Source organism: Leptolyngbya sp. AN02str (assembly GCF_050565595.1).
Classification (GTDB): domain Bacteria; phylum Cyanobacteriota; class Cyanobacteriia; order Elainellales; family Elainellaceae; genus Kaiparowitsia.
Genome location: NZ_JBNXVR010000003.1, coordinates 104,165 through 129,193, shown reverse-complemented (window position 1 = coordinate 129,193; position 25,029 = coordinate 104,165). Strand labels below are relative to the sequence as shown.

General features: G+C 52.9%; 23 protein-coding genes. 10 read left to right on the top strand and 13 right to left on the bottom strand.

Annotated elements, in window-relative coordinates:
• Positions 1-43 precede the first annotated feature (43 nt).
• From ACQ4M4_RS03505 to ACQ4M4_RS03490, 4 genes are all read right to left on the bottom strand, one after another.
• Positions 44-1,468 carry an LCP family protein gene (locus ACQ4M4_RS03505; protein ID WP_430683075.1) on the bottom strand — a complete coding sequence of 475 codons (1,425 nt, stop codon included), beginning with the start codon at positions 1,466-1,468 and terminating at the stop codon, positions 44-46.
• 358 nt (positions 1,469-1,826) lie between these two features.
• Entirely contained in the window at positions 1,827-2,186 is a 360-nt protein-coding gene (locus tag ACQ4M4_RS03500; protein WP_430683074.1) for a hypothetical protein, read from the bottom strand.
• Between the two features lie 54 nt (positions 2,187-2,240).
• Positions 2,241-3,548, bottom strand: coding sequence for a serpin family protein (locus tag ACQ4M4_RS03495; protein WP_430683073.1), 1,308 nt, complete (start codon positions 3,546-3,548; stop codon positions 2,241-2,243).
• Between the two features lie 135 nt (positions 3,549-3,683).
• A complete protein-coding gene (locus ACQ4M4_RS03490; RefSeq protein ID WP_430683072.1) occupies positions 3,684-4,055 on the bottom strand; it encodes a hypothetical protein in 372 nt (123 codons plus the stop codon).
• 866 nt (positions 4,056-4,921) lie between these two features.
• On the opposite strand from ACQ4M4_RS03490, the gene ACQ4M4_RS03485 reads away from it, so the two are divergent.
• On the top strand, positions 4,922-8,095 hold the full coding sequence (locus ACQ4M4_RS03485) for a valine--tRNA ligase (RefSeq protein WP_430683071.1): 3,174 nt from the start codon (positions 4,922-4,924) through the stop codon (positions 8,093-8,095).
• Positions 8,096-8,317: 222 nt separating this feature from the next.
• On the top strand, positions 8,318-8,731 hold the full coding sequence (locus tag ACQ4M4_RS03480; protein WP_430683070.1) for a hypothetical protein: 414 nt from the start codon (positions 8,318-8,320) through the stop codon (positions 8,729-8,731).
• 131 nt (positions 8,732-8,862) lie between these two features.
• On the opposite strand, the gene gmk is transcribed toward ACQ4M4_RS03480, so the two are convergent.
• Positions 8,863-9,420, bottom strand: a complete 558-nt coding sequence (gene gmk / locus ACQ4M4_RS03475) for a guanylate kinase (protein WP_430683069.1) — start codon at positions 9,418-9,420, stop codon at positions 8,863-8,865.
• A gap of 121 nt (positions 9,421-9,541) precedes the next feature.
• Complete coding sequence (gene remA / locus ACQ4M4_RS03470; RefSeq protein ID WP_430683068.1) at positions 9,542-9,805, bottom strand: extracellular matrix/biofilm regulator RemA; 264 nt, start codon at positions 9,803-9,805, stop codon at positions 9,542-9,544.
• A 242-nt stretch (positions 9,806-10,047) separates the two neighbouring features.
• On the opposite strand from remA, the gene ACQ4M4_RS03465 reads away from it, so the two are divergent.
• Both ACQ4M4_RS03465 and uraH read left to right on the top strand, forming a co-directional pair.
• Entirely contained in the window at positions 10,048-11,793 is a 1,746-nt protein-coding gene (locus ACQ4M4_RS03465) for an Rqc2 family fibronectin-binding protein (protein ID WP_430683067.1), read from the top strand.
• Between the two features lie 31 nt (positions 11,794-11,824).
• A complete protein-coding gene (uraH, locus tag ACQ4M4_RS03460) occupies positions 11,825-12,181 on the top strand; it encodes a hydroxyisourate hydrolase (protein WP_430683066.1) in 357 nt (118 codons plus the stop codon).
• 60 nt (positions 12,182-12,241) lie between these two features.
• Here the strand turns inward: uraH and ACQ4M4_RS03455 are convergent, their stop codons facing one another.
• The 5 genes from ACQ4M4_RS03455 to ACQ4M4_RS03435 form a co-directional block, all read right to left on the bottom strand.
• Positions 12,242-13,501 carry a SufS family cysteine desulfurase gene (locus ACQ4M4_RS03455; protein ID WP_430683065.1) on the bottom strand — a complete coding sequence of 420 codons (1,260 nt, stop codon included), beginning with the start codon at positions 13,499-13,501 and terminating at the stop codon, positions 12,242-12,244.
• Positions 13,502-13,524: 23 nt separating this feature from the next.
• Entirely contained in the window at positions 13,525-14,856 is a 1,332-nt protein-coding gene (gene sufD, locus ACQ4M4_RS03450) for a Fe-S cluster assembly protein SufD (RefSeq protein ID WP_430683064.1), read from the bottom strand.
• Positions 14,853-15,641: a Fe-S cluster assembly ATPase SufC gene (gene sufC, locus ACQ4M4_RS03445; protein ID WP_430683063.1), complete on the bottom strand. Its 789-nt coding sequence runs from the start codon at positions 15,639-15,641 to the stop codon at positions 14,853-14,855. The genes sufD and sufC overlap by 4 nt, the downstream gene beginning before the upstream one ends.
• 76 nt (positions 15,642-15,717) lie before the next feature.
• Positions 15,718-17,154 carry a Fe-S cluster assembly protein SufB gene (gene sufB / locus ACQ4M4_RS03440; RefSeq protein WP_430683062.1) on the bottom strand — a complete coding sequence of 479 codons (1,437 nt, stop codon included), beginning with the start codon at positions 17,152-17,154 and terminating at the stop codon, positions 15,718-15,720.
• 134 nt (positions 17,155-17,288) lie between these two features.
• On the bottom strand, positions 17,289-17,654 hold the full coding sequence (locus tag ACQ4M4_RS03435) for a ferredoxin-thioredoxin reductase catalytic domain-containing protein (RefSeq protein WP_430683061.1): 366 nt from the start codon (positions 17,652-17,654) through the stop codon (positions 17,289-17,291).
• A gap of 222 nt (positions 17,655-17,876) precedes the next feature.
• On the opposite strand from ACQ4M4_RS03435, the gene sufR reads away from it, so the two are divergent.
• Complete coding sequence (gene sufR / locus ACQ4M4_RS03430; protein ID WP_430683060.1) at positions 17,877-18,530, top strand: iron-sulfur cluster biosynthesis transcriptional regulator SufR; 654 nt, start codon at positions 17,877-17,879, stop codon at positions 18,528-18,530.
• Positions 18,531-18,713: 183 nt separating this feature from the next.
• Positions 18,714-19,112 carry a hypothetical protein gene (locus tag ACQ4M4_RS03425; RefSeq protein WP_430683059.1) on the top strand — a complete coding sequence of 133 codons (399 nt, stop codon included), beginning with the start codon at positions 18,714-18,716 and terminating at the stop codon, positions 19,110-19,112.
• Positions 19,113-19,423: 311 nt separating this feature from the next.
• Here the strand turns inward: ACQ4M4_RS03425 and ACQ4M4_RS03420 are convergent, their stop codons facing one another.
• Positions 19,424-20,203 (bottom strand): DUF4079 domain-containing protein, encoded by a 780-nt coding sequence (locus ACQ4M4_RS03420; protein ID WP_430683058.1) that lies wholly within the window; start codon positions 20,201-20,203, stop codon positions 19,424-19,426.
• Positions 20,204-20,608: 405 nt separating this feature from the next.
• On the opposite strand from ACQ4M4_RS03420, the gene ACQ4M4_RS03415 reads away from it, so the two are divergent.
• Positions 20,609-21,592 (top strand): alpha/beta hydrolase, encoded by a 984-nt coding sequence (locus ACQ4M4_RS03415; RefSeq protein WP_430683057.1) that lies wholly within the window; start codon positions 20,609-20,611, stop codon positions 21,590-21,592.
• A 34-nt stretch (positions 21,593-21,626) separates the two neighbouring features.
• Here ACQ4M4_RS03415 and tsaD read toward each other — a convergent pair whose 3' ends face one another.
• Positions 21,627-22,676, bottom strand: coding sequence for a tRNA (adenosine(37)-N6)-threonylcarbamoyltransferase complex transferase subunit TsaD (gene tsaD / locus ACQ4M4_RS03410; RefSeq protein ID WP_430683056.1), 1,050 nt, complete (start codon positions 22,674-22,676; stop codon positions 21,627-21,629).
• 537 nt (positions 22,677-23,213) lie between these two features.
• On the opposite strand from tsaD, the gene ACQ4M4_RS03405 reads away from it, so the two are divergent.
• The 3 genes from ACQ4M4_RS03405 (at position 23,214) to ACQ4M4_RS03395 (ending at position 24,806) form a co-directional block, all read left to right on the top strand.
• The gene (locus ACQ4M4_RS03405; RefSeq protein WP_430683055.1) at positions 23,214-23,687 is read left to right on the top strand and encodes a Photosystem I reaction center subunit III; all 474 of its coding nucleotides are present in this window, start codon (positions 23,214-23,216) and stop codon (positions 23,685-23,687) included.
• Between the two features lie 61 nt (positions 23,688-23,748).
• Positions 23,749-23,877 (top strand): photosystem I reaction center subunit IX, encoded by a 129-nt coding sequence (psaJ, locus tag ACQ4M4_RS03400; protein ID WP_430683054.1) that lies wholly within the window; start codon positions 23,749-23,751, stop codon positions 23,875-23,877.
• 701 nt (positions 23,878-24,578) lie between these two features.
• Positions 24,579-24,806, top strand: coding sequence for a KGG domain-containing protein (locus tag ACQ4M4_RS03395; RefSeq protein ID WP_430683053.1), 228 nt, complete (start codon positions 24,579-24,581; stop codon positions 24,804-24,806).
• The last annotated feature ends 223 nt before the right edge of the window (positions 24,807-25,029 follow it).

The following is a 25,029-nucleotide window of genomic DNA, read 5'->3' as shown; positions in this document are numbered from 1 at the left end:
TCAAGCTAACGATGGCGATTTAGGCGAACCATGGCGATTCAGATTAAAAGGATGAATCCGATGACGATGAATCGGATGAGACCGTTGTCGATTGCTGAGACAACCAATCTCGGCCAATGCGAATTGTAATATCCGAGCGCAACACGCCTGTACTTTCTACCCGGATCTCACCCACACCCAAGGCTTGCCGCACCGATTCAGCCGTCGCGGTATTTCCCTGCTGGGCAATAATCCGCGTTGTTTCGAGAACTTCACCCCAGGGCTGATCAACCGATACATTCGTGAAACCCTGGTCGGCCAGGGCTGTCATCACCTCATCTGCGGCCAGTTCATCGCCTGTACTGTCTTGAATCGAGATGCGCTCATAGCCAGAGGCTTGAATGGGTTCTCCATCAGCCAAAGTTGCTTCGGCTGAGTTGCGGAAGTACTGAGCTACTAGTTGATCGATCGCCCGGTAGTTGGGCAACCAATAGCTGGCCACATACTCCTCGCTAGAGCTAAAGTCTCCCGGCAACATCAGCATTTGCACTTTTGAGCGATCGACCTGGGAGCCAAAGCCAACCAGGGCAACCAATTCCTCAACCGATAGGTTGGTGTCTACATTTTCTTGAATGACTGACAAAATTTGAGGCAACCGGGTAATGGTGGCAGGATTTAAGGCTTGCTCAGCCATGGCCCGCATAAACAATTGCTGCCGCTGCACACGGCCAATATCGCCATATTCGTCGTAGCGAAAGCGCAAAAAGTCGATTGCCTTTTTGCCATTGAGCCGCTGCTGCCCCTGCTTGAGGTTGATGTAGAGATGCTGGGAGTCGTCTTGATACTTCATATCGCGAGGGACGTACACATCGATGCCGCCCAGGGCATCAATCAGCTTTTCTACCCCTTGAATGTTGATACGAACATAGCGATCGATAGGAACCTCGCCCAATAGATTGCTAGTGGCGATCGCCGCAGAAGCAGGCCCACCGTAAGCATTGGCCTCGTTGAGCTTGGCGGTGCCCACCCCATCAATACGCACTCGGGTATCGCGAGGCAGCGACAGCACCGTTAGGGTTCTGTCACTCGGTTGAAACCGAATGAGCATCATCGTATCTGACAGGCCATCCAGCGAGTTGACCAGGGCGTGATAGCCCAGATCCTGCACCTCTTCGGGCGGATTGGCCACATCCGAACTGAGCACCTTAATGCCCAGCACCAAAATATTGACTGGACGTGTAAGCTGCGGGAGGCGAAAGTTGACCCCTGATGAGATGTCACTGCCTTCAAACGCTTCTGCATCTTCGGGACTGAGCCGACTTTGCAACAGAGGGGTACTGGCCAACGACACAGCCAGCAGGGCTCCAGCGATCGCCGAGGATGAAGCAATTCCCACCAAACCCAACATAAACCAGAGGCGCTTCGCTCCGGTGAGCTTTTTCTTTGGCAATTTGGGCCTATACCCAGAATAGACTTTGGGATGGTTCACACACTTCCTCGACAGACGATACTCGGCGTTAGGGTTAGTAACCGGGTGAAAAATGCTGACCTCAAGTTGGCGATCGCCTGCAATTTGCGGCTTAGCTCGACTCGTTTCCTCTCATTCACTGATTCTTTCAACTGCATCAGGCAACCTTCAGGATCGTTTCTCTGATACGGTTACACGCTAGATGTAGAGGTCATCATGCATACTTCAAGCTGCATATTAGCAGTGTTTTCAAAAATTGCGACAGTTTATAACAGGACTGACGCACTTTACGTCAAAATTTGAAAGTTTTCAGGTGTACATGCATGGGAAATAGCCCAGAGATGAACTCCCTGGCAGTTCCCCGCTGATGAGCACCTGGCTATGGCAGGCGATCGCTCAAGTCGCTAATTCCAGGCAGCACAAGCGGCTTGCGTTGCCACAGGCGCAACATGAGCCAAAGGTTTACGCCAAAGTAGCCCGACGTGGCCAAGGCATTGGCCATACTCCACACCGTGGCGTGGGAAATTTCGGTGCCTGCGCCCAGCGCCACATAGCTGGCCAACCACAGCATTCCCAAGGTCACAACCAGCCGACTTACCGCCCGCTCACGGCGATCGCCCGTTCGGCGCAACAGCGTCCACACCGCCGGAAACACCCCCACCACAGGCGTCAGATACAAGAATAGCCGCAGCCGTTTCAGCTCTGTCGGGTCGTAGGGGTCATCCAAATAGCGAGGCATGGCAAATCGCTTCCAAATGCAGCGAATTGAACGTTTCTCTAGCCTAGCTTTTTCCTAAGTTTCTGGGTTAACAACCGTTCCCATAAATAAGATGCTGCCGGTTTCGTTGTCCTGAATGGCGTAAAAGAAGGGGCGATCGCACGTCATTTGAAACGGATTCATCGGCATGGATGTTGTCGTTACTCCAATGGAAGTCACCGCTGCGGCCTCGGTTCCCCGCTCATTCACATCAATCAATGTTTTGTGCTGCACCCGACTCACATAGGTAGGCTCAGCACTCAGCCCAGAAAAATCAGCCGCCGATGGATCAAACGCCACATCCATTCCCATGGCCTGTAGGGCAGTGTTCAGGTTCACGCTAAATTCTGACTTAAAACGGGGAAGCTGAATGGCCCCCGCTCGAAAGCTAAATTGCTCTTGCCAAGTCTGCCAATTGTCGGGCGTGAGGATAGAGAGAAACGTATCCAGCCCCAGGCTCTGTTGCGGCAAAACGATCACCATGCTCAAACGGCCATTGCCGTAGGGCAGCTGAACGGCCTGAAACTGGTTGTTTTCTAGATATAAATACCCGCCATCTTGCCGCATCATCGGGTGCGACTTTTGGCTGCCATCGGCCAAATAAAACGGCTGGTTGGAGGTTTGGCGTGCGTCAAAGACCCGCTGCCAGGTGCCGTTGAAGTAGATGGCGTTGATGATGAACATGACATCATCGGGGTTGATCTGGTCGATGATGGTGGGAATTTTGCCTTCGGTGTTGCGGCTCACCCAATCGTTAATGGTCTCCACGCTTTGCCGATCACTAAAATCCAGCGTAGAGACTTCCGCCTCGTAGAATGCCTGATTGGCTTGCAGAAACGCATCTTCAAACGGAAAGTTTCGTCGTGCCCATAGGGAGTTGGCGATCGCCAGCTTCACCTTAGGATCGGCGTTTTCTAGAACCGTCATCAGAGACTGGTTGGCCTGGTTAAGGCTTTCGACCGACAGCCCCCGCAGCGATAGCGCATTGGCCATGGCTTCTTGGGTTTCGCCGTTGGCCCCGTTATACAGCATCGCCAGCGCCAGCGCCACGCTCGATGGCGAAATCATCAGATTATCCCCATCCGATTGCTGCACCACCTGCGAAAAGAGTGAGAAGCCAAACCGGGTTTGTGCCGCCACAACCTCTGGATCAACCGCAGGCAACGGCGCATTGGGCGTCTGGGCTACCGAGTCCGGCGGTTCCACAGACGAGCCGGATTCTGGCGATGATGCATCAGGGCGCTTCGATCCATCGGCCCACGACTCACTCACGGCGCACCCCACTAGGCCCAACAACAGCACACTGCCAGCGATCGCTGCTCCCGCCCAACGTAGCCCAACCATGGTCTTGACTCCTGCACAACATTGGTGATTTCTTCAACAATGGCATTGCGATGGCCTCTGGGTTGAGGGGTTACGTTTTTTGCAACTTCCGCCTTTCGGGCCAAGGGCACGCACCGAGAGAGCACCACCGACGCGCTACCATCCCAATTGGCGCAGAGCAATCTCTTTGGCACGTTCCGACAACTTGCCCAAAGCAAGCTGATTCGACTCGGTAATCAATCCTTCTCGATGCATCAGATCCACCATGGTCTGAGCGAGCAGGGTTTCGATTTGCTCAGCGCGATCGCTCAACCATTCGTGGGTTTCGGTATCTTCGGGAAATTGGTCTATACAGCGCAGGGTATAAGCCCGAAAGGATTGCACCTGACGCAACAATCGGGCCAAATAGCCTGGACATTCGCAGGCAATCACATCTGCGGCTTCGCAAATGGCAACCACCAACTCCCGCGATACATTGTCAGGATCAAATTCAAGAAATTCTTGATTATCGGAAGGGTTTGAAGTCATAACGTTATAGCGCGTCAGAAAAAAATTAATCAACAGAGAACCTTGATAAGGCTGGCCACCACTAGCCTCAAGCAAGAGAGCGTAACACTATCTCTTTCAAGCTAACTCAACACTGATCAGGTACATCTCGCAGAAACGAAGCGCGATCGCCCCATTGGCAAACGATGGAACATATCGACCCCATCGCCAAGCCACTCCTGATCTAGAGCATACTTCAGCTTACTAACTTTACGAAACGCATCATTAATCCAGCTTGAGAGTTTAGGAAACCACAGCGATCGCAAATCTCCATCCAAAACCTCAAAACTTCTATCAACCTGAACAGGACTTACGCAAGCCCACTAAATCTGGTGTGTTGGTGTTGTGGGGGGGGGGGGGTGGGGGTTGGGTGCTGCCCCCCCACCCCACAACACCAATGCGTAAGTCCAGCTGAAGACGAGTTCACGCCGCCTAGGACACTAGACCTCCTACATGAATCATTGCGCAACGGTGCCACGCAATAATTCCAGGACTTACGCAGGTGAATGCTTTTTGGAGCGCTAAGCGCTCCAAAAAGCATTTAATCCCCTGGTTTTTCGGATGAAGTGCGTAAGTCCTAAATTCATCCTTCCAAAAAGCAATTCGTGCACGAGGCCTATTAGTTGAGACGCTTTGGGTAATGCACGGGTTGAACCGTATCTCACCACACATCACCCCAACCAAACACATCAATCCTGACGCATGAACCCTCATGAAGCACTACAGGCGAGAATTGCAAACCCAGCACCCCGCCTCAAATTCTTATCGCCTTCGGTGGCAACCCTGCGCCAACACTACAAAATTCTAGTAACGTTAAGAAGAGTAATTTTGTCTCTGCATAGCCGTCCATGACTGCATCCATTCCAACTCTCTCCAGCCAATACGATCCCTCCACAACCGAGCAGAAGTGGCAGCAGTTTTGGGAGCAGAATCATGTCTTTAAGGCAGACCCCAACGCCGCTGGCGATCCCTATGTCGTGGTCATTCCACCGCCAAACGTCACGGGCAGTCTGCACATGGGCCACGCCTTCGAAAATGCCCTAATCGACACTCTAGTGCGCTACCACCGTATGACTGGGCGCAATACCCTATGGCTACCGGGCACCGACCACGCCAGCATTGCCGTGCAAACCATTTTGGAAAAGCAGCTCAAGACAGAAGGCAAAACTCGGAACGATATTGGCCGCGATGCTTTTTTGCAACGAGCCTGGGCCTGGAAAGAAGAATCGGGCAGCACAATTGTGAATCAGCTGCGCCGATTGGGCGTATCGGTGGACTGGAGCCGTGAGCGCTTCACCATGGATGAGGGCCTCTCTCATGCGGTATTGCACGCCTTTACCCAACTGTATCAAGAAGGGCTGATCTATCGCGGCAAGTATTTGGTGAACTGGTGTCCTGCCAGTCAATCCGCCGTGTCCGATTTGGAAGTAGAAAGTAAAGAGGTAGACGGCAATCTCTGGCATTTTCGCTATCCCTTGACGGATGGCTCAGGCTTTGTGGAAGTGGCGACCACTCGCCCCGAAACGATGCTGGGCGATACGGCGGTTGCGGTCAACCCCAATGATGAGCGCTACACGGCGCTGGTGGGTAAAACGCTACGCCTGCCCATCATGAACCGCGAAATTCCCATCATTGCTGATGAGTATGTGGATGCCAGCTTTGGGACAGGCTGCGTAAAGGTTACCCCTGCCCACGACCCCAACGATTTTGAGATGGGTAAGCGCCACAACCTGGAGTTCATTAACCTAATGAACAAAGATGGCTCAATGAATGACCATGCAGGGCCATTTGTGGGGCTCGATCGCTTCGAGGCGCGCAAACAGGTGGTAGCCCGCCTGCAAGACGAAGGTTTTTTGGTGCGCGTTGAAGACTACAAGCACACCGTTCCCTACAGCGATCGCGGCAAAGTTCCCGTAGAACCGCTGCTTTCGACCCAGTGGTTTGTCAAAATTCACCCGTTAGCCGACAAAGCCTTGGATCGGCTAGATAACCACAACGAACCCAAATTTGTACCCGAGCGTTGGACCAAGGTGTATCGCGATTGGCTGGTGAGCCTGCGTGACTGGTGTATTTCTCGTCAGCTGTGGTGGGGGCACCAAATTCCTGCCTACTATGCCGTCAGCGAAACGGGCGGCTCCATTACCGACAGCACACCGTTTGTGGTGGCCATGAGTGCAGACGAAGCGCGGCAAAAGCTAGTGGAGCAATTTGGCGAAGGCGTGCAGATCGAGCAAGATCCCGATGTGCTGGATACGTGGTTTTCGTCGGGGTTGTGGCCCTTCTCCACCATGGGCTGGCCAGAGCAAACCCTGGATCTGGAGCGCTACTATCCCACCACTACGCTGGTGACTGGGTTCGACATCATCTTCTTCTGGGTGGCCCGCATGACCATGATGGCAGGTCACTTTACCGATCACATCCCTTTTGACACGGTGTACATCCACGGTCTAGTGCGGGATGAAAACAATAAGAAGATGTCGAAATCAGCCAACAATGGCATTGATCCGCTGCTGCTGATCAATAAATACGGCACCGATGCCCTGCGCTACACCCTGATTCGTGAAGTGGCCGGAGCGGGCCAAGACATTCGCCTGGCTTACAACCGTAAAACCGATGAATCGGAATCGGTGGAAGCCTCGCGCAACTTTACCAACAAGCTGTGGAATGCGTCCCGCTTTGTGCTGATGAACCTGGATGGGCAAACGCCTGCCCAACTGGGGCAGCCCAATCCGGCAGAGTTGACCCTGGCCGATCGCTGGATTTTGTCGCGCTACTACCAAGCCGTCCAGCAAACCCGCAATTCGTTAGAAAACTACGGCATGGGCGAAGCAGCCAAGGGGCTGTACGACTTCATTTGGGGTGATTTTTGTGATTGGTACATTGAGCTAGCTAAGTCGCGATTGCAGGATAAGGAATCGCCCGCCCGCCGAATCGCTCAGCAAACGCTGGCTTATGTGCTAGACGGTATTTTGCGACTGCTGCATCCCTTTATGCCCCACATTACCGAAGAAGTGTGGCAAACCCTAAATCAGGCTAATTCGGCAACCCTCTTGGCAACCTCTGAGTACCCAATGGCCAATACCGTGCTGATTGACCCAGCATTGGATGAGCAGTTTGAGCTGCTGTTTGGCACAATTCGCACGATTCGCAACCTGCGAGCCGAGGCTGACATTAAACCCGGTGTGCGGATTACGGCCATTCTGCAAAGTGACAGCGATCGCGAGCGCCAAATCCTCACAGCAGGCCAAACCTACATTCAAGACTTGGCCAAAGTGCAAACCTTAACCATTCAGCCCGATCCAAAAGCGACTGCAGCCACTATACCGTTGACTGGAAACCCAGCGCTGAACTCCGCGACCGAAGCTGCCCGAGCCGCCATTCGCGCCATTGATGACTTTAAGTTTGAATCGTTGGGCCAATATCGCAACCCCGTTGTGACGCTGGGCTTGCTCTTTGCAGCAATCGTTGTGGCCCGAGTGACGCTGGCGGTCTTGGGTGCGGTGGATGGCCTGATTTTGATTTCGCCCTTGCTCAAGTTGGTTGGGTTGAGCTACAGCACGTGGTTTGTTTACCGCTATTTGCTCAAAGCCGATGCACGTCAAGAGCTGCGGCGCAGAGCGGGCGAGGTATACGAAGAAATTACGGGTCGCGCCGAAACCTTTGTAGAGTCCATTGACCTGCCTGAGTCGATTCGAGGCACCGCTCCAGCGACTGTTGAGGTACCTGCAACAGTCCCTCAACCCGACGAAGCTGTAACTGCTGAGCAAATGCTGGTCGGGGTGGTGGGCACCGTGCAGGTTCTCATTCCCCTTGCGGGGGTGGTGGACGTGGATGCCCTGCGCGCCAAAATCACCAAAGACTTGACCAAGGCTGAGAACGAAGTAAAATCGTTGGGCGATCGCCTCTCAAATTCCAACTTCGTGGATCGTGCCCCAGCCGATGTGGTGCAAGGGGTGCGCGACTCGTTGGCCGAGGCTCAGGCTCAAGCTACAATTTTGCGCGATCGCCTTGCTCGACTGTAGTTGTCGCGGTTCAGCGTAACTCACTCCATCCAACCTGCTGTGACTTGAAGCGAACCTCAAAAGCGACAGCAGGTTTTGCCATGGATCGCGATCGCCATTTCGATTAGGACAGTTGTGCGATCGCTAGAAAGAGGGCACTTGGTCTCAATCGCAAACAAATCTTAAAGCTATACTTTACAACGAGGGTAGTTTTCTTCGGGAACTCTGTACATCGCTGCTTATATGCTTTACCTGGCACAGGTGCAAAAAAAGGACCCTGACGGTTCGACAAGCCTAAGGTTGCTGGCCCACCAAAAGGCCGAGCATCTTTGGGCAACGCTCAGCGCTGAGGAAACTGTTCTTGCGCCAGAAGCGGAGGCATTTCCGGAAGGGATGCTTGTGCTGATTCAGATCTCAAGCGCACACAAGGTCAAAAGCATTGAAGATGCAAAACCGTGGATTTTGACCATTGTTGAAGAGTTTCTCAGTTCAGGCATGACTCCAGAACTGTTACAAAAAGAAGTGGAACGGGCAGAGCAGTGGCGACAATCATTAACCCTCAAAAGCCAAGAACTCGATCGGCGATCGCTCGAAATTGAAGCACGCAAAGATCAAATTCAGCAGCTAGAAGAGAACCTCAAGCGCGAGAAAAAATAAATCTCAAGCGCATCCCATCTATCACTAAGGGCAGCAGCATCAGTGTGTTGCCCTCCAATAGATGACAAACACAAAACCCCGTGAATGCTTCGACATTCACGGGGCTTTCAAGTCATGAGCCGCCGCCGCACTTACACCGGGGCACACAGCACATCTTCAATGCGAGACAGGGCCGCCTCCAAATCATCGTTAATGACTTGAACATCGAATTCGCCCGCAGCACCGATTTCAGCTTTGGCCCGCTCCAACCGTCGAGCGATCGCCTCATCCGAATCTTGCCCGCGCCCGCGCAAACGCTGTTCCAACTCCTCCATCGAGGGTGGCAGCACAAAGATGCGCAACGCTTCGGGAAAAGTTTGGCGAATTTGGCGCGCACCCTCTAGCTCAATTTCCAAAATGACCGATTGACCCCGGCGAATTTGATCTTCCACAGGTTGGCGAGGGGTGCCGTAGCAATTGCCAGCAAACTCTGCCCACTCTAGCAGGTCGCCATTTTCTACCATTTGATGGAACTGCGATCGCGACCGGAAAAAGTAGTGTTTGCCATCCATTTCACCCGGACGTGGCGATCGCGTCGTGACCGAAATCGACAGGTAAAACTCAGGATGTCGCTTCATCCACGATTTCAGCAGAGTACCCTTGCCGACCCCACTCGGTCCGGTAATGACAATTAGTCTGCCTCTGCTCATGAGTTCCCCCGTTTGCAAAATGGTTAAACAATTATCATCCAATACAATGGAAGATTTTTGCCAAGTTCTTAAGCCAACCTTCCCCTAGTCTGATTCTTCAAACCTTTTTCAAGCCAATGTTCTAGTCATCCGTATGAGTATCTTTGCTAACCACAAAGCGATTTGCCACCGTTTCGGGCTGAATGGCTGATAGCACCACATGTCCCGAGTCAGAGATAATCACCGCTCGGGTGCGGCGACCGTAGGTTGCATCAATGAGCTGGCCGCGATCGCGCGCATCGCTAATAATGCGCTTGATCGGGGCAGACTCAGGGCTAACGATGGCAATCACGCGGTTGGCAGATACAATATTGCCGAAGCCAATGTTGATGAGCCGAATATCCATAAAAATTGCTCTGAGATCGGGCAAAATGTCCCAAAATCCCTTAATTTCAATGGTATCGAAAAAAATTTGCCCAACAAGGTACTATCGGGCGATTCTCAACAAAGGGACGGAAACGTTTTTCGAGCGCAGCAATTTTAGGCAAATCTCATCTACTGCCAACCGGAGCTTCACAGCCCAAGTTAGGATCAGAGCTTGAGCGAGTTTTCCGCTCCGTTCGTTCGCGTCTATCCGGTCAAGATTCTGTGCAACCTGTAGATTTCACGACCTTAGCTGCCCTCGCAGCAGATTTGCGATCGCACTGGTTACCCGCCCGCGTGGAGCAGGTGTATCAGCGCGATCGCTACACCATTGCCATTGCGCTGCGTACGATCGACCAACGGGGGTGGCTGACGGTATCCTGGCATCCGCAAGCGGCGCGAGTCTGCATTGATGAAGCGCCCCCCCGCGATCCCAACACGTTTGCCTTTAACCAACAGTTACGACACCAACTGAGTGGATTGGCGCTATCGAGCATTGAGGCGATCGCGCCCTGGGAGCGGGTGCTGGATTTTCAGTTTACCCGGCGACCCGGCGACCCGGCCTTGTGGCATCTCTACATTGAGGTGATGGGCAAGTACAGCAACGTGGTACTCGCAACTGCCGATCAGCAAATTGTCACGGTTGCGCACCAGGTCAGCGCTCAGCAGTCGAGTGTACGCCCCTTGCTCACTGGGCAACCCTACGAGGTGCCGCCTGCTTTAAGGGAAGCCGCTCCTAGCCTGGAAGAATCCTTGGAACGATGGCGCGATCGCCTTGCCCTTGTGCCCATTCCCCTCAAGCGTGCCCTGTTGCAAAACTATCGCGGGCTTAGTTCTGCCCTAGTGCTGTCGATGTGCCAAACGGCTCACGTCGATGCCAACGCCACCACTGACACACTCCTAGCAGACGATTGGGAGCGGCTGTTTCATCACTGGCGGCAATGGCTGACAGCTCTTGGTAACGAAACCTTTGAGCCAGCGTGGACAACCGATGGGTACACCGTCTTGGGCTGGAACTCGACGGCAACCGTGGATTCGGTGCAAACGGTGGTGGGCCAGTACTACCGCGATCGGCTCAACCAACAGGAGTTTGGCCAGCTCAAGCACCAAATCAGCCAGCGTTTGGTCAATGTGTTGAAGAAGCTCTACATCAAGCTAAATGATTTTCAGTCTCGGTTAGACCAATCCGACAGTGCCGATCGCCTCAAGGATCAGGCCGATTTGCTGATGGCGCACTTGCATTTGTGGGAACCGGGCATGACCCGCATTACGCTAGAGGATTTTGCCACGGGAGACCCGGTGGCGATCGCCCTCAACCCCGAAAAGAATGCGGTGCAAAATGCCCAGGCGCTTTACAAAAAACATCAGAAACTACGGCGATCGCGCCAAGCGTTAGAACCTCTGTTACAGGAAACCCAGTCCGAAATCGATTATCTAGAACAGGTACAGGTTGCCCTGGCGCAACTGGGCGAGTACACCAGCCCCGACGATTTGGAAGCGCTCGACGAAATTCGCGAGGAGTTGGAGGAACAGCAGTACCTCACCACATCCGAGCAGTCCAGCCGCAGCCGCACGGCCACCAATTTTCGGCGGTACACCACCCCAGGGGGTTTAGAAATTTGGGTGGGTCGCAACAATCACCAAAACGACGAGTTAACATTCCGGCTGGCGACTGATTACGATCTCTGGTTCCACAGTCAGGAGATTCCAGGAAGCCATGTGCTGCTGCGGCTCCAGCCCGGTCACCCAGCAGAGGAGGCCGATCTACAATTCACCGCCGATGTGGCTGCGTTCCACAGCCGCGCCGTCCAGAGCGAGCAGGTGCCTGTCATTTACACCGAGCCACGCCATGTGTATAAGCCCAAAGGGGCAAAGCCGGGAATGGTCATCTACAAGCAGGAGCGTGTGATTTGGGGACAGCCGCAGCGCTTTGCGGGCGATCGCCAACTAGCTTCTCCCCTTTCGTCCTAACACCAATTCAGTCAAACGAGCGAGCAACCATATGGGAAAACTCACCACTCACGTCCTCGATACGGCCCACGGATGCCCTGCCGCCGGAATGGCGATCGCGCTTTGGGCCATCAACGAATCCGGCGAAAGAAAGCAACTTAAGCAGATCACCACCAATGGCGATGGCCGCACCAATGAACCCCTGCTAATGGATGAGGAATTTACCGTTGGGGTTTACGAGCTGGTGTTTGACGTGGGCGAGTATTTCGCCAGATTTCCCGACACGTTGCCCAGTCCACCCTTCCTCAATCGAGTGCCGATTCAGTTTGGCATCGCTGACTCGACCGCGCATTACCATGTGCCGCTATTGACCTCACCCTGGTCTTACAGCACCTATCGTGGCAGTTAAGCGCATAGAAAATACCCGAATTTTGTATCGGGCTGAATCGGTTCTGCTCGTGAACAGGTTCTAACCGAAGATGTCGCCGAAGAAGGCGATCGCTTCTTTTAGCGATGCAATGAACACATCCACCTCTTCCTTGGTGTTGTAGAAGTAGAGGCTGGCGCGAGCCGTGGACTGGGCCTTGATGTAGCGGTGCAGCGGTTGGGTGCAGTGGTGTCCGGCGCGAATGGCGATCCCGGCCTGATCCAGAATCGTAGACAGGTCGTGGGGATGGACGGTGCCTGTGGTGAAGCTGGCTAGCGCTGCGCGGTTGCTGGCATCGGCATTGGGTTTGGGGCCATAGGTCACCACTTCGGGAATTTGGCCCAACTGGTGATACAGGTACAGGGTTAGCTCCTGCTCGTAGGCGTGGATTTTGTCCATGCCCACCCTCGTCAGGTAATCTACCGCTGCACCGAGGCCAATCGCTTCGGCGATCGCTGGAGTCCCCGCTTCAAACTTGTGGGGCACGTCAGCATAGGTGGAGTGATCGAGAAACACATCAGCAATCATTTCACCGCCGCCCAGAAAGGGAGGCATTTCCCGCAGCACATCCAACTTGCCGTAAAGGAAGCCAATTCCAGTGGGAGCGCACATCTTGTGGCCGGAACCCACCAGCCAATCGCAATCCAAATCCTGCACATCCACAGGCATGTGGGGCAAGCTTTGGCACGCATCCACCAATACTTTGGCTCCGTAGCGATGAGCTTCGGCGGCGATCGCCTTGACGGGGTTAATGCAGCCCAATGTGTTGGACACATGCACAACCGAAACGAGCTTGGTGCGATCGCTCAAGAGTGATTTGTACTGCTCAAAGTCAAATTCCTGCGTCTCTGTCAGCTCCACAAACTTGAGCACAACACCTGTCCGCTTGGCCAGCAGCTGCCAGGGAATCAGGTTGCTGTGGTGCTCCATCACCGACAGAATAATCTCATCACCCGCTTGCAAGGTGCTGCCCCAAGCGTAGGCCACCAAGTTAATGGCTTCGCTGGCGTTGCGGGTATACACAATTTCTTCCCGCTTGGCTGCATTTACAAATGCCGCCACCTTATCGCGTGCCCCTTCGTAGCCATCGGTGGCCCGCGAACTCAGGGTGTGAACGCCACGATGCACATTGGCATTGTCGTTCTGGTAGTAGTGCATCAGCGCATCCAGCGCGGCCTTGGGCTTTTGCGAGGTGGCTGCGTTGTCGAGATACACCAGCGGCTTGCCGTGAATCTGCTGGTGCAGGATGGGAAAGTCGGCGCGAACTTTGGAGGCGAGGGTGCGTTCTTGTGCGAGGGTCATAGGAGGGTGAAAGCGAAGGAGCGTTAAGCGTTTGGAGTGTTGATGAGTTGGGTCAGCGTCTCTTGCAACGAGGCCACAGGAATCTTCTCAACAATTTCGTAGGCAAAGGCGTAAACCAACAACTTGCGGGCGCTATCCGCATCAATGCCTCGGCTCTGGAGATAGAACACTTCATCAGCATCAAGCTGACCAACGGTGGCTCCGTGGGTACATTTCACGTTATCGGCCACAATTTCGAGCTGAGGCTTGGTATCGACGCGCGCCTTGGAAGACAGCAACAGATTGCGGTTGAGCTGGGCAGCGTCAGTTTGCTGTGCGAGCTGCGGCACAAATACTTTGCCGTTAAAGACGACATGGCCCCGATCATCGGCAATGGTTTTGTGGATCTGATTGGTGCGCCCGTGGGGCTTACTGAGGGCGATCGCGCTGTGCATATCGCTGAGCTGGTTGCCTCGTACAACCGACAGGCCATTCAGCACCGTTTCTGTGTTTTCACCCGTTTGGTGAATTTCCAAATTATGACGAGCGATCGCCCCACCCAGGCTAATGGCGTTGCAGGTGTAGCGAGAATCCCGAGCTTGGGACACCACCGTTTTGCCAATATGGATACTGGTGTTGGCCTCGCGCTGAATGCGAGTGTGGTTAACCTGCGCATTCTCGCCCAGCCACACCTCCGTCACGCTGTTGGTAAAAGCGCGATCGCCCGAGAGCGACACAAATTCCTCAATCACGGTGGCGGCACTATTGGGGTCTGCCACCACTAAGCAGCGAGGCTGAGCCAACGTTTGTTCGCCTGTAGAGATGAACAGCACATGAATAGGATGGGCGATCGCCGCATGCTGGGACACCAGCACCACCGCCGCATCGGTCAACCCGGCCGTGTTCAGCGCGGTAAATAGCTCCTCGCCACCGGGCTGCTGTGCCAAATAGCGATCGATCACCGCACTCGCTTCCGACAGTTGGGAGAGCGGCGCAACCGTTACCCCTGCTAGCCCAGTGGTGGCAGATAGGTCAGCGGCATACACGCCATTCACGAAAACTAAACGGCTGGATTCAGCCTCGGGCAAAATCCAGGGTGCGATCGCATCCAACGAAACCGACATATCAGTGGGAACTGTCAGCTCCAGATCCAGCAGTGGTGAGAGATCGGTAAAGCGCCATTCCTCGTCACGAGTGGTGGGGAAGGATTGCTCAATCACCAGAGATAATGCGCGCGATCGCAGCGATTCTAAGCCCTGAACCCCAGCCGAACAAGACTGGGCCAGCATTCGTAAGCGTTGCACATAGGCACTCCGCTTCATCGCCGCATTGGAAGTGGTCGGTTCTAGCATCACGGGAGAAATTTGAATAGTCATCCAGCTACCCCCGCCGCCGCTTCGTTCAGCACCCAATCGTAACCGCGCTCTTCCAATGCCAAAGCCAGTTCTTTGCCACCCGTCCGAATGATGCGCCCGTTGGCCATCACATGTACGTAGTCCGGCACAATGTAGTTGAGCAAGCGCTGGTAGTGGGTAATCACTAACATGGCATTGTCGGAGTTGGAGAGCTGGTTCACACCCTCAGCCACGATTTTGAGCGCGTCAATGTCCAGACCAGAATCCGTTTCGTCCAAAATGGCGAGCTTGGGTTCCAGCAGCGCCATCTGCAAAATTTCGTTGCGCTTCTTTTCACCACCGGAGAAGCCTTCATTCACGCTACGGCTGAGGAACGCAGCATCCATCTTCACCACGTCCAGCTTGTCGCGCACCAACTCGTCAAAGTCAAAGGCATCCAGTTCCTCCTGTCCTTCGTGCTTGCGCTTGGAGTTGTAGGCCACGCGCAAAAAATCGAGGTTGCTTACACCGGGAATCTCAAGCGGATACTGAAATGCCAGAAAAATGCCCGATCGCGCCCGATCTTCGGGTTCCAACGCCAGCACATCTTGCCCCAAGTAAGAAACTTCACCACCCGTCACTGCATAGTCAGGGTGACCTGACAGCACTTTCGAGAAGGTGCTCTTGCCCGATCCATTCAGGCCCATAATGGCGTGAATTTCACCAGCCCGAACCTCCAGATTCACACCCTTCAAAATCTCGGTGCCGTCCACTTCGGCGGTCAAGTTCCGAACGGACAAAATCATGTCACTGTTTTCACGAATCATGATGCTGAATTCCTTAACTGCGCTCTAGCCCTCAGGCTCATGCAATAAACAAGCAAACCAGTAAAAACCAGGGAACTTAGCCCACGCTGCCCTCAAGCTTCAAGGCCAACAGGCGATCGGCTTCCACTGCAAACTCCATGGGCAACTGGTTAAACACATCCTTGCAAAAGCCGCTGATCATCATGGAAATGGCGTCTTCTGCCGAAATGCCCCGCTGCTGGAAGTAGAAGAGCTGATCTTCCCCAATTTTTGAGGTCGATGCCTCATGCTCAATCCGGGCGGTGTTGTTTTGTACCTGGATATAGGGGAATGTGTTCGCTCCTGCCTGATCGCCTATCAGCATGGAGTCGCACTGAGAGTAGTTTCGGGCACCTTCAGCCTTTGGCCCCACCTTCACCAAACCGCGATAGCTGTTCTTGGAGCGCCCAGCAGAAATTCCCTTAGAAATGATGGTGCTGCGGGTGTTCTTGCCGATGTGCACCATCTTCGTGCCCGTGTCGGCTTGCTGCATATTGTTGGTTAGCGCTACAGAGTAGAACTCGCCGACAGAGTTATCGCCCACCAGCACACAGCTGGGGTACTTCCAGGTAATGGCAGATCCCGTTTCCACCTGGGTCCAAGAAATTTTGGAGTTCTTGCCCTGGCAGAGACCGCGCTTGGTCACAAAGTTGTAAATCCCGCCCTTACCGTTTTCGTCGCCCGCGAACCAGTTCTGCACGGTGGAGTACTTAATTTCGGCGTTATCCAGAGCTACAAGTTCAACCACGGCTGCGTGTAGCTGGTTGGTATCAAACATGGGCGCGGTACAGCCCTCTAAGTAGCTAACGTGACTGCTCTCTTCCGCTACAATCAGCGTCCGCTCAAACTGGCCCGAGTCGCCATTATTGATGCGGAAGTAGGTGGACAACTCCATCGGGCAACGCACGCCCTTGGGAATGTATACAAACGATCCGTCCGTGAAGACGGCTGAGTTGAGCGCGGCAAAGTAATTATCTGCTACAGGCACCACGCTGCCCAGGTACTTCTGGATGAGGTCGGGATAGTCGTGCATGGCTTCGGAGATGGAGCAGAAGATGACGCCATCTTTGGCCAGCTTTTCTCGAAAGGTGGTGGCCACGGAAACGCTATCGAAAATGGCGTCTACGGCCACGTTCGACAGACGCTTCTGTTCCGATAGGGGAATGCCCAATTTCTCAAAGGTTTCCAACAGGGTTGGATCAACATCATCGAGGCTCTTGAGCTTGTCTTGCTTTTTGGGAGCCGAGTAATAGACGATTTTTTGATAGTCGATGGGGCCGTAACCGACCTCTGCCCAGTTGGGCTCTTCCATTTTGAGCCACTGACGATAGGCCTTCAGCCGAAACTCCAGCATGAACTCCGGCTCGTTCTTTTTGGCAGAAATGAGCCGAATTACATCTTCGTTTAAGCCGGGAGGCAGGGTGTCCGACTCAATATCGGTAACGAAGCCGTATTTGTAGGGCTGGTTAACTAACGATTTGACAGAGGTAGACATCGTCTCGTGTGCTCTTGAAGCGGTTAGGGGTTTGATGGAACGGGGCTGTTGAGGGCTAGATGATCCAGAAGGTAACGGGCGATCGCCTTAGCTTCCTCAACAGGCAAAGCGAAGAATCCAACCAGCCAATTTGATTAAGCTTGGGGATTGGTGGTACTGCGGATTTCTTCGAAGGAAATTTCTTGCTGGTCGCCAGCAAAGTCATTGTCTGGCATGAGAAACAACATGCAGTGGCACTCTTTGCGCTCGCGCATGGGGACGCAGGGGCAATTCCAGTAGGTAGCCTTAGCCTCAGCCTCCTTGTCTTCGTAATGACGACAGGGACACAATGCCGCCCCTAATTCATCTTTATGTTTTGCCAAGCCTTCGATGACCACCGCAGTAACGCCGGGATCAACACAGAAGTAGGTTCCGGTGCGCTTTGCATATTGCTCGGCAAAGCTACGCATGGTTTCGAGGCTTTTGTCGGTAGCTTGAGAAGGATTTGCTTGTGTACTCATCGGATCGGGCGGCAGAAATGGACTGGACTTTATATAATGAAGTCAATCATAAAAACAACACGCATGTTGCTTTTCTTTATTGTAAGCTACTTTAGCAACAAACTAGTTGTCAAAGTCTAGTTCACATGAGTTTTGACTGTATTTTGACGATATAAGTCCGTTTAGACCCTTCCTATTTTGTTGCCTGTCCTGTGTCTGGTAGGGCACGTCCGTTGAGGCACTATGACAACGACCCAGCATCCTTCCACCAAACAAGACATTTTGGATTACTTGCTGAAGCAGGGACATGCCAATGCGCATGACCTCGCAGAGCACTTCGGCATCTCTCCCCAGGCCGTACGGCGGCACCTCAAAGATTTGGAAGAGGAGGGGCTCATTGAGCACCAGGCGCTTCAGGAGGGTATGGGTCGCCCCAACTATCTCTATCAGCTAACCCAAAAAGGGCGCGATCGCCTACCCGCTCAGTACGATAACTTTGCGCTATCCCTGCTAGACACGTTGGCCGAAACCGTTGGCAAAGATAAGGTTCGGGATATTTTGCGAGTGCAGTGGCAGCGCAAAGCGTTGGAGTATTGCCAGCAGGTTGGCTCTGGATCTTTGCAAGAGCGAGTGGCTCGTTTGGTAGAACTCCGGCAACAAGAAGGCTACATGGCCGAGTGGTATCCCGTTGAGCCAAACGGCGTCAATGCCGATGCATCTGGATTTGTCATTACAGAATACAACTGCGCAATTTCGCAAATTGCCGAGTCGTTTCCCAGCGTGTGTGGCAATGAGCTAGAGATGTTTCAGATGGCGCTGCAAGATTGCAAGGTAGAACGCACTCACTGGTTGGTAAATGGCGAACATCGCTGTGGCTACTTGATTCAGGCGAAGTAAAACACCACGGGGGGTTACTCACTGGTTTTGGGACACAATCTGGGCGATCGCCCTAGATTCTTCCTCAGAGGCTGGATGTGCGTTCTCGATGCGCGGTTTCTCAAATCTAGCCTTGGGAAGGGCTAGGAAGGAATCGCAACTCGGTAAGATGAACAGAAGATCCCAAGCCCCCGGTGCAGTGTTATGACCAATTTTTCGACTGACTCGGCTGAGTTTTTGTCGCCTGAGGAGTGTGCAGCAATCGATCAATCTCTGATGACGGCTCGTGATCGATTTTCAACTCGGGTGGCGGTGTATGCGCTGCGATCGCTCAAGGCCGTGGCTGAAGCGACTGGAGTGGCGATCGCCAATTTGGAAACTCAACAAATCGCTGATTGGATTAATAAAGATCCCAACCTGGCTCCCGAAAAAGGGTTTGACACCAACTTTCGAGGCTTCTTTTTACAGTTGGTCGTGTCATCGCTGCGGCCCCTGCGCCAAGCCGCCGCCGCAAAAGGTGAACCCATTGAGGCGCTGACCTTGGATGATGTTGTGGCCTGGTTTGAAGCCGAAGCTAAAGCCCGGATTGAATCTCAGACGTAGCGTTGTCTGGTGATTCAGGGCTTTTTTACGCTGCACATGAGCTAAATGGTTTTGGCTAGGCGAATCACCTTCGTTCCACCATCTAAATAAAATGGGGCTTACGCACTTCATCCGAAAAACCAGGAGGTTGAGTGATTGTTGGAGCGCTAAGCGCTCCAACAATCACTCAACTGCATAAGTCCTGTAAAAAACACGAGCATCGAACCGGGCCTGTTCCCCTTTGCAGCAGGCCCGGTTCGGCGTGGATGATGGCTTATGTGAACCTTGCCCACGTTGAATTGCGGCTTGAGAGACACCTTTGACCATATCCGCTACTGGCTTTGTCCAGCATCGGCAGGGGGCTGTTCAACCGGACGCACTTCGCAGGGCTGAGTTTGGCAGTTATTGATGTACAGTTGCTCGATCGCGGGCTTTTGCCAGCTCAGCGGAATTTCCAATAAGTCGCGTGCGCCCGTTACCCCCTGGCCAATAAAAAACAGCAGGGCAAGACAGTTCAGGACGATGTGAACTTTGCGCCACGTCAACGAGCGATCGCGGTAGATGTCTGGCACGATCGCCAGCGAAAAGATCATGAGAAATGCGGCGACCATGCCGTAGTAATAGTGAGAAATTTGCCATTCAAAGTCTCGGCGGAACACCAGATCGTATAAATTGCCATCGCCCGCCTGAAACTTTTGAAACCCAATGATAATGAGGCCCATTCCGGTGAGGGTGGCAAATACCGCCCGCCACGGCAGCGATCGCGCCCGGTACAGCAACACCAGCGAGGCGATCGTCACAATGAAGTACAGCACAATCAACACAAATCGGCCAGCATTTGCGTCCCAGTTGCCCGGCTCAATCAATAGCTTTTTCACAATGGGTTGCGCCATTCCCAACAGGGCAATGCCCACCACCGATGCGCTCAACCATTTGCCTACTTGCAAATGCTGAGGACCCACAGTCGGCGAAATTTTGCCTTTGTTTTCCTTATCCTGCAGGCGGCGCTGGCGCGTTTGCCAAGCAAAGTACACCACCACACCAATTAATGGAAATACATAAAAAACGGCGATCGCTGGGTGCAAAATCGTCGCCAGATCTACAGCGCTCATCCCTAAACCCTCTGCTGGACTGACCTTATTCTGCACTGAACAGATTAAAGAAACCTGAGAAGCCTTGTGAAAATCTTGGGCAAACCACAAGCACCCGTTTTGGATGGACTTGCGCATTTGGTGTTGTGGGTAGGGTGCTTCGCACCCTACCCACAACACCAACACACTAGATTTAGTGGGCTTGCGTAAGTCCAGTTGGAGTTGGAGCTTATCGAGCGATCGCCCCTTCGGGCCAACTCACCCGCTCCCATCACTGAGTACAGGCCCATGAGCGGGTCTCTATCAGCGCAAATTCTCCCTCCCTGATGAGGCCGAAGAAACCAGAGCGTGCGATCGCGCTTAACCCATACTGAGTCTGGGTTCAACACCTATTGAATTCAGCGCACTTCGGGATACGATAGAGATATGGTTGACACTGTTGATGTTCTGGGAACCCCTCACGCCTACGAGCTAACCGAGACCACCAACACGGCTCCGGTGTTGGTGTTTGTGCATGGTTGGCTGTTGAGCCGCGCCTATTGGCAGCCAATCATTCAACAGCTGGCTCCCCATTATTCTTGTCTAACGTACGATCTGCGCGGCTTTGGCGGCTCTCAGCCCTGCTATCGACCAACGGCCAAAGAGTTCGCAAAACCCGCTATTTCGGCCAGTGCTGTCGCCCTAACTCGCTCCAATTTGGCGATCGCACCGGGTCAATCAACTAGCCAGGCGATCGCTACATCCACCTCCGTTGAGCCACCCACCGGATCGGGCTATACCCCAGCCGACTATGCCCAAGATCTGGGCATTTTGCTGCAACAGCTCAATCTGTCAAATGTATGGCTAGTTGGGCATTCCTTAGGTGGCAGCATTGCCCTGTGGGCCGCCGATCTCTGGCCCGATCAGGTCAAAGGCGTCATTTGCCTCAACTCGGGTGGTGGCATCTATCTCAAAGAAGAGTTTGAACGCTTTCGGGCAGCCGGGCAGCAGTTAGTCAGGCTCCGGCCTCGGTGGTTATGCTACGTCCCCATGCTAGACATCATGATGACCTACATGAACGTAGCTCGACCGATCTCCCGCACTTGGGGTCGGCAGCGCATGCAAGATTGGGTTGTGGCCGATCCTCAAGCGGCATTGGGCACGCTGCTCGATTCCACCACCGCTGAGGAGGTGCATCGCCTACCGCAGGTGGTTTCGCGATTGCAGCAGCCAGTGTATTTCATCGCTGGACAAAGCGACACTGTAATGGAGCCGCAGTATGTGCGGCATTTGGCTAGCTATCACCATTTGTTTGATTGCAGTGGCGAAAACGTGATCGAGATTGCCGACTGCGGTCACCTTGCCATGTTGGAGCAACCCGATGCGGTTTCTCAGGCAATCCTGAATGTGTTGCAAACACACACCACCTGATTGAACAGCGACAACACTCCATCGCCACCAAGCATTACCCTTGCTCACGATAAAGCTGCATCACGTCGGAAAGGGGTATGCGCGATCGCACTCCAAGCGTGAGTGGAGAGGTGTGCCCTCGATTCAGATGATCAGCCGCTGCACAGGCAATCATGGCAGCATTGTCGGTACAAAACTTGAGCGGAGGAAACAGCACCCGCATTCCCAACGGTTCTGCCGCCTCCGTCAGATGCTGGCGCAGCCCCCGATTGGCCGCAACACCACCCCCCACCGCAATGGTTGTCAGGCCAAAGTCTTGAGCACAGGCGATCGCCCGCTTGGTTAATGCCCGTGCCACCGCCGCCTGAAAGCTAGCGGCAATATCTGCAACTGGTAACGTTGGCGATCGCGTTTCCAGGGTTTGGGTGAGGCGCAGTACAGCAGTTTTAAGACCACTAAAGCTAGAGTCGTAGCGATGAAACCCTCCTTCTGGCAAAGAGATTTGCCCTTCGGGTAAAGCAAACGCTTTAGCATTTCCCTCAATGGCTAGCCGATCAATGATTGGGCCGCCAGGGTACCCCAGCTTTAGCAACCGCGCCACCTTATCAAATGCTTCCCCGGCAGCATCGTCTCGCGTTTGGCCCAGCGTCTCGTACTGGCCGCAGTCTTTGACGTAGATCAAGCTGGTGTGCCCACCCGACACCAGCAGACACAGAAACGGAGGGTTCAATTCGGGTTCGCTTAGGTAGGACGCATAGATATGGCCTTCCAGATGATGCACGCCCAAAAACGGCTTTTGGCGTAGCATTGCCAGGGTTTTGGCGGCTGTTAGCCCTACCATGAGCGCCCCAACCAAGCCCGGCGCGCAGGTCGCCGCAATGCCGTCAATTTCGGCCCAAGTACAGCCCGATTGCTCCACCGCTTGGCCGATCGCCCAGTTCATCGTTTCTAAATGTTGGCGAGAGGCGACCTCGGGCACCACGCCACCGTAGCGCTGATGCAGCTCAATTTGCGAAGACACCACACTGCTAAGGATCGTGCGATCGCGCACAACTGCTGCCGCCGTTTCATCGCAGCTTGTTTCTAATGCTAGTACCGTCGCCATCCCTTCTTCCTACAGCTCTCATCGTTGTGTGAACATTGCGCCCAAACCTGGTGCACAAACATGACTCCTCAAAATGGCTTCTACAAGCGCAACTTATGGGTTGCCTAGCAGCACCGCCGTGCGTGAATTCAAGGCTTCATCCATAACAGGCCGTAACATTAGTTAACCAATCCCAAAATTGCGGGCGATCCGATCAAATAATTTACAAAAGTATATAGTTCAATTTTGAAGGAAAGATTTGTTTTTGTGTATCTAACTTTTCAATTGAGTCCATCATTCCTTATCCCGAAGAAATTGATTGAAGATGGCAAACACCTGACTGAGGGAGGGTTTCAAAAAATTCAGCCGACAGGCGATCGCAGATTTCCATGCATCAACACTGAATTTTGATTTGCAATCCTCTCTGCTTTTAAAAGTTTAACTTTACGGGGTTTCACCTGAGGAGTATGATTGCTCTGATGTATGAATGCCTTCATACAAACAACTTAATCTTTTCATCAAAAATCTTTGCTTTTCGTAATAAAGGGAAACAATTCCATGCGCAAATTGTTTGCTCTCATTTCCACCTTTTTCCTCTGGGTGGGATTGGCAGCCCCTGCACTCGCTTACAACTTGACAACCTGTGGCGACAATCCTTCCTTCCAGGCTCGTGCTGCCAAAGCGGCAACCGAGCAAGCCAAAGCTCGCTTTGAGAACTATGCCCAACTCCAGTGTGGAGCCGATGGCCTGCCCCACTTAATTGTGGACGGCAGCATTGCTCACTTGGGCGAATTCATCATCCCTAGCATTCTCTTCCTGTACATTGCAGGCTGGATTGGCTGGGTTGGTCGGGCCTATATTATCTCCGTCCGTGGCGACAAATCTCCCGAAATGTCCGAAATCATCATTGATGTGCCTCGGGCAATCCGGATCATGCTAACAGGCTTTACTTGGCCTTTGGCAGCACTTGCAGAGTTTACCTCTGGTAAGCTCACGGCTCCCGACAACGAAATTACGGTATCACCTCGCTAGTCTTGGTGTCCGTTGTTTTGTCGTATTGTCCATCCTGTTTGCTTGGTTCTGGAGCGTAATTATGCAGTATTTCGTCAAGTATCTCTCTACAGCCCCTGTGCTGTTGACTCTGTGGATGTTCATCACCGCAGGCATTCTTATCGAATTCAATCGGTTCTTCCCCGATTTGCTATTCCACCCAATGCCATAAGTGTTCATGGGTTAAGACCTATTGAAAACACTCTGGGGGGCGATCGCCCCTCTTTTTTTGTGCTGATGGGCGCTGAAAGATCAAGAGCCATCGCTAGTTTTGGATTCAGCCTATTAATCGAAATACGTTTCCAAATGCCTACCTGTTTAATATCAGTTTCGGTTAAAGTCTTTTCTGAGGATTGCACGCTGCGCAACTCTCAGAAGTGCCCATTTTTGCGTGTGCGTTGCGCACGCAAAAATGGGCACTTCTGCTTATCCATATCCCACATTGTTTAGGGCAATACTAAGACCAATGCGATCGCAAGCCTGATCAAACTCGACCGTTTTCAAATTCATGAACGGCTTCAGTTTCTATCCTAAGTCAGTGTCCAAATTCCCTGATGAATATGATTTACCTAGGTTGAATGTACTGACCGATACACAGTGGTCTAAGCCCCGACGGCTTAGCAACAGCACATCAAAGCTTCAAGCAAATCTTGTATTTAAATCTGCAAAAACGAACGTAATAAAAGACGCAAACGCGATCGCATAATCCTCCAAAAAGAGTGAAAAACTTAATTTACTCCTCCGAAAACAGCGTTAATTTCTGTTAGTAAAAGCTATTCAAATTAAATTGATTCAACCCTTAGACAGACCGTTTTCTCATCAGCAGCCGATAGGTTTGTAGTGTAAGCCTGAAACGATCTGGAGTTTAACATCATGGCTACTGAAAAACGCGGTTTTGCCTCAATGGATCCTGACAAGCAACGCGAGATTGCAAGCAAGGGCGGACAAGCTGCTCATGAAAGCGGACATGCCCATGAATTCACCCCTGAAGAAGCCCGTGCTGCCGGAAAGAAAGGTGGAGAAGCCGTCAGCAAAAACAAAGAGCACATGTCCGAAATTGGCCGCAAAGGTGGCAAGAGCAGCAATAGTAACAAAAGCTAATTTGTCGGCTCTTTAAAGCAGCAATAACTTACAGTTTTGAACAGTTTGCTATCTCCCCTATGGGAGCTAACTCTGCCAAGGTTGATACTTCAACGTTGACGCCTCGCAGTTGTTAGCTCCCATATTCTTTATCGTTCATTGGTTTAATCAAAAGCTAGCGCGATCGCCCGGTTCATCACAATGAATTAAGACAAGTCTTTGCCAGAAACTCTTGCTCATCAAG

Coding starts and splice junctions, on each gene's coding strand:
- ACQ4M4_RS03500 (WP_430683074.1), bottom strand. CDS start 2,186: ATGCCTCGCTATTTGGATGACCCCTACGACCCGACAGAGCTGAAACGG.
- ACQ4M4_RS03495 (WP_430683073.1), bottom strand. CDS start 3,548: ATGGTTGGGCTACGTTGGGCGGGAGCAGCGATCGCTGGCAGTGTGCTG.
- ACQ4M4_RS03490 (WP_430683072.1), bottom strand. CDS start 4,055: ATGACTTCAAACCCTTCCGATAATCAAGAATTTCTTGAATTTGATCCT.
- ACQ4M4_RS03485 (WP_430683071.1), top strand. CDS start 4,922: ATGACTGCATCCATTCCAACTCTCTCCAGCCAATACGATCCCTCCACA.
- ACQ4M4_RS03480 (WP_430683070.1), top strand. CDS start 8,318: ATGCTTTACCTGGCACAGGTGCAAAAAAAGGACCCTGACGGTTCGACA.
- gmk (WP_430683069.1), bottom strand. CDS start 9,420: ATGAGCAGAGGCAGACTAATTGTCATTACCGGACCGAGTGGGGTCGGC.
- remA (WP_430683068.1), bottom strand. CDS start 9,805: ATGGATATTCGGCTCATCAACATTGGCTTCGGCAATATTGTATCTGCC.
- uraH (WP_430683066.1), top strand. CDS start 11,825: ATGGGAAAACTCACCACTCACGTCCTCGATACGGCCCACGGATGCCCT.
- ACQ4M4_RS03455 (WP_430683065.1), bottom strand. CDS start 13,501: ATGACCCTCGCACAAGAACGCACCCTCGCCTCCAAAGTTCGCGCCGAC.
- sufD (WP_430683064.1), bottom strand. CDS start 14,856: ATGACTATTCAAATTTCTCCCGTGATGCTAGAACCGACCACTTCCAAT.
- sufC (WP_430683063.1), bottom strand. CDS start 15,641: ATGATTCGTGAAAACAGTGACATGATTTTGTCCGTTCGGAACTTGACC.
- sufB (WP_430683062.1), bottom strand. CDS start 17,154: ATGTCTACCTCTGTCAAATCGTTAGTTAACCAGCCCTACAAATACGGC.
- ACQ4M4_RS03435 (WP_430683061.1), bottom strand. CDS start 17,654: ATGAGTACACAAGCAAATCCTTCTCAAGCTACCGACAAAAGCCTCGAA.
- sufR (WP_430683060.1), top strand. CDS start 17,877: ATGACAACGACCCAGCATCCTTCCACCAAACAAGACATTTTGGATTAC.
- ACQ4M4_RS03425 (WP_430683059.1), top strand. CDS start 18,714: ATGACCAATTTTTCGACTGACTCGGCTGAGTTTTTGTCGCCTGAGGAG.
- ACQ4M4_RS03420 (WP_430683058.1), bottom strand. CDS start 20,203: ATGAGCGCTGTAGATCTGGCGACGATTTTGCACCCAGCGATCGCCGTT.
- ACQ4M4_RS03415 (WP_430683057.1), top strand. CDS start 20,609: ATGGTTGACACTGTTGATGTTCTGGGAACCCCTCACGCCTACGAGCTA.
- tsaD (WP_430683056.1), bottom strand. CDS start 22,676: ATGGCGACGGTACTAGCATTAGAAACAAGCTGCGATGAAACGGCGGCA.
- ACQ4M4_RS03405 (WP_430683055.1), top strand. CDS start 23,214: ATGCGCAAATTGTTTGCTCTCATTTCCACCTTTTTCCTCTGGGTGGGA.
- psaJ (WP_430683054.1), top strand. CDS start 23,749: ATGCAGTATTTCGTCAAGTATCTCTCTACAGCCCCTGTGCTGTTGACT.
- ACQ4M4_RS03395 (WP_430683053.1), top strand. CDS start 24,579: ATGGCTACTGAAAAACGCGGTTTTGCCTCAATGGATCCTGACAAGCAA.